The sequence below is a fragment of the Kitasatospora sp. NPDC001175 genome, assembly GCF_053598215.1.
The window spans coordinates 21956-28149 of sequence record NZ_JBSFJU010000081.1; the positions used below are offsets into that span (position 1 = coordinate 21956).

The 6194-nt window shown below is 70.2% G+C and carries 4 protein-coding genes and 2 pseudogenes; 1 reads left to right on the forward strand and 5 read right to left on the reverse strand.

The window, feature by feature from the left end; translation table 11 throughout:
- Window positions 1-45: 45 nt before the first annotated feature.
- The 5 genes and pseudogenes from ACWDAK_RS35375 to ACWDAK_RS35395 all read right to left on the reverse strand — a co-directional run.
- Window positions 46-213, reverse strand: a pseudogene (locus ACWDAK_RS35375) (IS630 family transposase); the annotation flags it as partial.
- A gap of 699 nt (window positions 214-912) precedes the next feature.
- Window positions 913-2151, reverse strand: a complete 1239-nt coding sequence (locus tag ACWDAK_RS35380; protein WP_449806532.1) for a YVTN family beta-propeller repeat protein — start codon at window positions 2149-2151, stop codon at window positions 913-915.
- 490 nt (window positions 2152-2641) lie between these two features.
- Complete coding sequence (locus ACWDAK_RS35385; RefSeq protein ID WP_427396285.1) at window positions 2642-4024, reverse strand: alpha/beta hydrolase family protein; 1383 nt, start codon at window positions 4022-4024, stop codon at window positions 2642-2644.
- A gap of 80 nt (window positions 4025-4104) precedes the next feature.
- Entirely contained in the window at window positions 4105-4668 is a 564-nt protein-coding gene (locus ACWDAK_RS35390; RefSeq protein WP_344640911.1) for an ArsR/SmtB family transcription factor, read from the reverse strand.
- Between the two features lie 115 nt (window positions 4669-4783).
- Window positions 4784-5140: pseudogene (locus tag ACWDAK_RS35395) on the reverse strand (IS5/IS1182 family transposase); the annotation flags it as partial.
- A 165-nt stretch (window positions 5141-5305) separates the two neighbouring features.
- Here ACWDAK_RS35395 and ACWDAK_RS35400 point away from each other — a divergent pair.
- Window positions 5306-5977 (forward strand): DUF1963 domain-containing protein, encoded by a 672-nt coding sequence (locus tag ACWDAK_RS35400; RefSeq protein WP_344640912.1) that lies wholly within the window; start codon window positions 5306-5308, stop codon window positions 5975-5977.
- Window positions 5978-6194: the final 217 nt, after the last annotated feature.

Genomic DNA, 6194 nt, shown 5'->3' on the forward strand with positions numbered 1-6194 from the left:
CGACCGCCTGGCTATCTGCCGCTGGGACGGCAGCGCCGGGACGAGTCAGGCTGCAGTGGTGAGTGGGCGTCCGCCCCAGCGGATGCCTTTCTCGCTGCGGATGCGGGCGCGTTCCTTGCGTTGGGCGGCGAGGACGTCGGGGTGGCGGGCGTTGGCGTTGCGCCAGCGCAGGTAGACATGCAGGGCGCGGGTCTGGACCGTGTGGTTCGGGTGGACCAGGTCGCCACCGCGGTCAGCCAACTGCGCCGGGAATGTGGTCGGCTGACCGTCCGCGGCATCGCCCAGCGCGTTGGCGTATCCGCCACATTCCTCTACGAGAACCCCGACGCCCGCGCCCTGGTGAACAACGCCGTCGCCGACAGCCGCAGCCGCCACGACCAACACGGTCAACAGCGACACGACCAGATCGAGGCGACCTGGCGCGAGCGAGCCCTGAACGCCGAGCAGAGCTCACCCGCACCCAGAGGGAGATCCTGACCCAGCGGCAGCGAATCGGCGAACTCATGGGCCAGATCCGCGACTTCGACCAGATGGTCCCCGGCGAATCCGTCCAGGTCCTCATTACCGAGAACAGCACCCTCAAGCACCGCGTCCAGCAGGTGACCCGCGAACACCGCACGCTGCGGGAACGGCTCACTGCTCCTGGCCCTCGCGGCGGGGCCGGCGGATGCCACGCCCGCTGGGAGCGGGCTGGTGGGTGGTGGGAGAGGGGTGCGGCGCGCGGGCCCGGAACGGGCTTGGCCGCTGTCAGGAGCGCCGGATATCCCTCAGAGGCAGCAGCCCGACCACGACCCTCGGGAGACGCCCGTGAGCGCCCACCAGAGCCCGGCCCAGCCCGACGACAACGACGACCATGAGCAGGACGGCGGACAGCCGTCCCGGCCGGGCCGGATCGCCTACCGGCGCGGTGGGTTATGGGGCGCAGACGGCGTAGGGGGTGACGTTGGTGTAGTTGGTGTTCTGGTTGTCGGCGAGGATCTGCCAGGTGTTGCCGACGGGTCGGCTGGTGGTTTCGACGGGTGGGACGGCGCCGCCGCTCTGCTGGTATCCGCCGCCGGTGATGACGTGGCCGGCGGGGCAGGTGGCGGTGGCCACGACCGGGACCCTGGTCGTGGCCACCCCGCGGGGGCTGGTGCCGAAGGGGAGGGTGGTGACGGTGTCGGTGGCCGTGTCGATCACCGACACGTTGCTCGAGTTGGTGTTGGTGACGTAGGCGCGGGTACCGCCCGGGCTGAACGCCACCGCGAACGGCGAAAGGCCGACGGGGATGGTGGTGGTGACGGTGTCGGTGGCGGTGTTGATCACGGACACGGTGTTCCCGAGGCCGTTGGTGACGTAGGCGGTGGTGCCGTCCGGGGTGAACGCCACCCCTTGGGGGACGGAGCCGACGGGGATGGTGGTGGTGACGGTGTCGGTGGCGGTGTTGATCACGGACACGGTGTTCGCGAGGGCGTTGGTGACGTAGGCGCGGGTGCCGTCCGGGGTGAACGCCACCCCTTCGGGGTTGGTGCCGACGGGGATGGTGGTGGTGACGGTGTTGGTGGCCGTGTTGATCACGGACACGGTGTTCGAGCCGGCGTTGGTGACGTAGGCGGTGGTGCCGTCCGGGCTGACTGCCACCGTGTCGGGGTTGGTGCCGACGGGGATGGTGGTGGTGACGGTGTTGGTGGCCGTGTCGATCACCGACACGTTGCTCGAGCTGGTGTTGGTGACGTAGGCGCGGGTGCCGTCCGGGCTGACCGCCACCGCGAACGGCGTAGTGCCGACGGGGATGGTGGTGGTGACGGTGTTGGTAGTGGTGTTGATCACCGACACGGTGTTCGCGAGGGCGTTGGTGACGTAGGCGCGGGTGCCGTCCGGGCTGACCGCCACCCCTTCGGGGTTGGTGCCGACGGGGATGGTGGTGGTGACGGTGTTGGTGGCCGCGTTGATCACCGACACGGTGTTCGAGCCGGCGTTGGCGATATAAGCGAAGGTCCCGGACGTCGCGGCCCGGGCCGGGGCGGCCGCCGTCACCGGCAGCGCCCCGGCCCCCAGCAGCACCAGCCCTGCCGCCAGGGCGCGTGCGCGCGCCGCCCACCGCGGGGGCCGGCCCGGGCTCGTATCCTGCCGGTCGGGGCCGGGCAGCTGTCGTTTCCCGCGACTGATCATCGCCGCACCTTTCGCTCGAAGATCCCAAAAGGGTGGCGACGCAGGCCCCGAGCCGGAACGGCCCGTGCCATGACGAACAGACGCGACCGCCGCGGCCGGCTCCGCCACCACGGTCACCACCGGGGCCCACAGTCGCGTGCTCTGACGCCTCACCGGCCCGCGGCTGCGCCACCGCGCTGACAGGACCTCAAAGAGCACAGGCCACCGCGCGTCAGCGTAAGCATCGAGGTATGAAATATGGCGGTTCGACACCTTTTCGTCCGAGTGATCCGGCCCGCGGGCGAGTATGTGCTGCCGCCGGTGGTGTATCGGCCTGCGGCAGGGTCGCGCACTCTGCCAGACCCTCGGCCTGGAGCCGGGCCATGCGCTTCTGGGTCTGCTTGATCCCGGCTGCGCCGCCGTGCAGCTGGTGGAGCTGCTCGGCGGTCGCCATCCCAAGCCACCAGTTAACGTGACGGCACCTGCTGGAGTCGTAGGGGGACGATGGCCGTCACGGAGCAACACCCCACCACACCGCCCATGGCACGAACCCGACCGCGGCCAGCCCGACCGGGGCCAGGCGCAGCCAGGCCGCCCGGCTCGGCGTCAGCCGTCGGCGCCAGAGTGCGGCTGCCGAGACACAGGCGGACACCACCACGGCGACGGCGAGGCCCTGCACCGCCAGCCACATCGCCGGGAGGCCCCACACCACGGGTGCCGCCGCGCTGTCCCCCGCCACGAAGACGGCGAGCGGGCAGGCCACCGCCGCCACGACCGCCAGCAGGCCGAGCCCGGCCAACCACCGTACCGGGCGCAGGACTGGGCCCCGGCGCAGGACGGCGCTCACCGGATAGGCGGCGAAGCCGAGGAGTAGCAGCGCCGGGGTGAGCCAGGCGTACCAGGCATGGCTCGGTACGGGGGTCGTGGCGAGCGTCTGCCCGGGTGCGGGGGCGGCACTTGACGCCGGTGGGTGACCGGCGGCCACGGCCTGCACCCATGAGGTCATGGTCTGCGCATAGCCCGAGGCCAGCTCTCCGAGGTTCTTGCCATCGAAGAGAGGGCCGCCGATCCGGTCGAACCCGTCCGTCGTGCGGTGCCCGTTGTGCGCACCGTCGGCGACGAAGCCGATGACGGCGTGCTGGTTGCCTGCCCGGGCCAGTGTCTCGCGGAAGATCCGCGAGCTCTCCTGTGGCGGTACCTGCGTGTCGTGCTCGCCCCACAGCGCCAGCACCGGCGTTCGGTGGAGCCGCTCGAGCACTGGCACGGGGTCGTAGCCCGCCGTGGGGAACAGCCCGGTCGAGCCGATGAATTGGGCGGCGGGACCGGCCACGGTGTGACGGAACGGTCCGTCCACCCCCCGGTGGCGCAGATGCGTGGTGAGGTTCCAGGCCTGGGTGCGCAGCGGGTCGTAGCCGGACCCGCCGATGGTGACGACGAACGCTACGTCGGTCGAGCGCGACGCGGCCAGCGGCGCGACCCAGCCTCCCTCGCTGAACCCCCACAGTCCGACCTGGCGTGGGTTTACCGTGTTCCTGGACTGCAACAGCCGCACTCCGGCGAGTGCGTCGTCGGCGAGCAGGCCGAAGTCTCGATGGAGCCGGGAGTAGCCGACGGTCCGCTTGTCGTAGACGAGCGTGGTGATCCCGGCCCGGGCGAACGCCTCGGCCTCCTGCCGGTACTCCTCCCGGGGCCCGGCACCCGAGCCGCCGACAAGCACGATGCCAGGTCCCGGGCCGGGTGCTCCGTCCTTGCCGAGGACGGTGCCGTGCAGGACGAGCCCGCCGCCGCCCCGGAAGGTGACTTCCTGGCGGACCAGTCCGTCTCCGCCGGCGTACGCCACCGGCGTGGCCAGCAGGAGGAGGGCGCCGACCAACGCCCCGGACAGGACGGCCATTACGGCGCGTATCAGTAATGCGGAACGAGCCGAGAGCAGCACAGCGTGCGTCCCCCTTCGCAGTCGGTTGGGCCTCGCGGTCAGTCGATCTCGGGAATTCCGAGCAGTCGGACGAGCACGGTCCGCGCCTCGGGCGCTGCCTCGCCCTGCGGGACCGAGTACCGGTAGAGGAGCGCGATGTACTCCTCGAAGAACGCGCGGAGTTGGCCGGGATCGACCCGGAGCGTGGCGCGCGAGAAGAGCGCCGCGTCGGCCCAGGGCCCCAGCGTGTCGCGCGCCTCCTCGAACCGCCGGGCGGAGTCGATCAGTTCGGCGAGGTTCAGCCGGTGCATCTCGGTCAGCGCCTCGCGCATCTGCGGCGTTTGCCGGCTGTACGGCGGGAACCGTCGGTCCCCTGGCACTGCCCGCCACCACCGTTCCCGTCCCTTCGCCAGCTCCGGGACCTCCTCGACGAGGCCGTGCTTGGCCAGCTGCCGCAGGTGGTAGCTGACCAGCCCCGTGCTCTCGCCCAACTCGCGTGCGAGCGCGGCAGAGTTGGCCGGTCCCCGGCGCAGGCATCGCTCGATCTTCTGCCGCATCGGGTGCGCGAAGGCGCGCAGCGCCTCGACATCGGTGATCTCCTGGGCAGGCGGTTGTTCGGCCATGCCAGAAGGCTACGAGTTGCAAAGAGTATTTGCAAGGAACCCTTGCAACTCTCGGATGCGGTCCGCGCCACCACCTCGCCGCAGATTGCCGACCAGGGACTGTCTTCAGTCATGATTAATGGGCTTTCAGGAGGCTGCTGATCCAGACGGTCGCGGCGCGGAGATGGAGTCCGGCGAGGTAGCTCTCGGGCGTCTTGTCGTAGCGGGTCGCGATGCCCCGTCAGTCCTTCATCTTGTTGATGGCCCGCTCGACCGTGTTGCGGTCGCGGTAGAGATCTGCGTCGTGAGTGACTGGCCTGCCGCCCCGGCTGCCTTTCTTCCTGCGCTTGGCGGCCTGGTCCTTCTTCTCCGGAATGACCGCCTTGATGCGGTGTTTGCGCAGGTGGGCGCGGGAGGAGCAAGCCTTATCGCCAGCGACTGCGGCCGGCCGAGTGCGGGGACGGCCGACAGGCAGGCGTACCCGCACCGCCGCGGCGGGCATCCGGTCGGCGCCGCCGGTCATGTGTGGTGCACCGCGTACAGGTGGCCGCGGGCCCGCGCGGTGTGCTCCAAGGCTTTCGTCAGCATCCCCGGCGCCTTTGTCTCAGCGGAGTTTGACCGGACCGAGGTGTCGCCATCGGTTGACATGATGCCGGGCATGGTGAGAACACTGCGCATCGAGGGCTTTTCCGTGAGCGGCCAGCCGATCTCCACGCCGACCACCAAGTTCGGCGGCCAGCCCGTGTGGCTGACAGGCCCGCAGTGGCCGATCAGCGCGGCATGGGACCGACCGATGCGGTTCGTCGGCCAGATCGAGTTGGGCCCGGTACTCGGAGCGGCCAGCCACGGGAAGATGGCCTACGTCTTCGTGACCCACGCCGATCACGGGGAGGACTTCTTCGATCCCGACGTCATCGACCCGGAGAGTGGCGAGAACGCGGTGATCGTGCAGCCAGGCGGGGGCTATGCCGGCCAGGTGCGCCCGCTGGAGAGCGGACCCGGGCTCTACGGCCGCGACGGGTCGGAGGTGGAGTTCACCGTCGACCTCCGCCCCGCCGACGAGCCCGGTTCCATGACGGATGAGGAACTCGAAGCCCTGTCCTCCGCCGACCGGGACCGCTACATCGAGCGGATCGACGGCGACAAGATCGGCGGAACACCGCTGTTCGTCCAGGATGACGAGTGGCCAGACGGCGGCCCTTGGCGGCTGCTGCTGCAGCTGGACTCGAACTGGGTGCCCTTCCATCTCAACCTCGGCGCGTCGCCGAGGTTGTTCGCCTTCGTGTCCGAGGACGGCGCCCAGGGCAGGCTGCTGGTCCAGGACTCCTGAGCCGACAAGGCCCCGGCCATGGGGCCAACATCGTTCTCATGCCGACACAACGCCCCCGCCCGTCAAACTCCGCTGAGACTGATCAAACTTCGTTGAGACAGAACAACCGGGTTCGCCGGGGCTGAGCTTCCCCCGAGATGCGGCGGATGGTGACAGCGGGTCAGATGGGCCTCATGAGAGGACCCGAGGCCATGGCCGCCCCGAAGAAGTACCCGCA

Bases quoted from the DNA above. Each gene is read 5' to 3' on its own strand.
- ACWDAK_RS35385 (WP_427396285.1), bottom strand. From the start codon at position 4,024: ATGGCCGTCCTGTCCGGGGCGTTGGTCGGCGCCCTCCTCCTGCTGGCC.
- ACWDAK_RS35400 (WP_344640912.1), top strand. From the start codon at position 5,306: ATGGTGAGAACACTGCGCATCGAGGGCTTTTCCGTGAGCGGCCAGCCG.
- ACWDAK_RS35380 (WP_449806532.1), bottom strand. From the start codon at position 2,151: ATGATCAGTCGCGGGAAACGACAGCTGCCCGGCCCCGACCGGCAGGAT.
- ACWDAK_RS35390 (WP_344640911.1), bottom strand. From the start codon at position 4,668: ATGGCCGAACAACCGCCTGCCCAGGAGATCACCGATGTCGAGGCGCTG.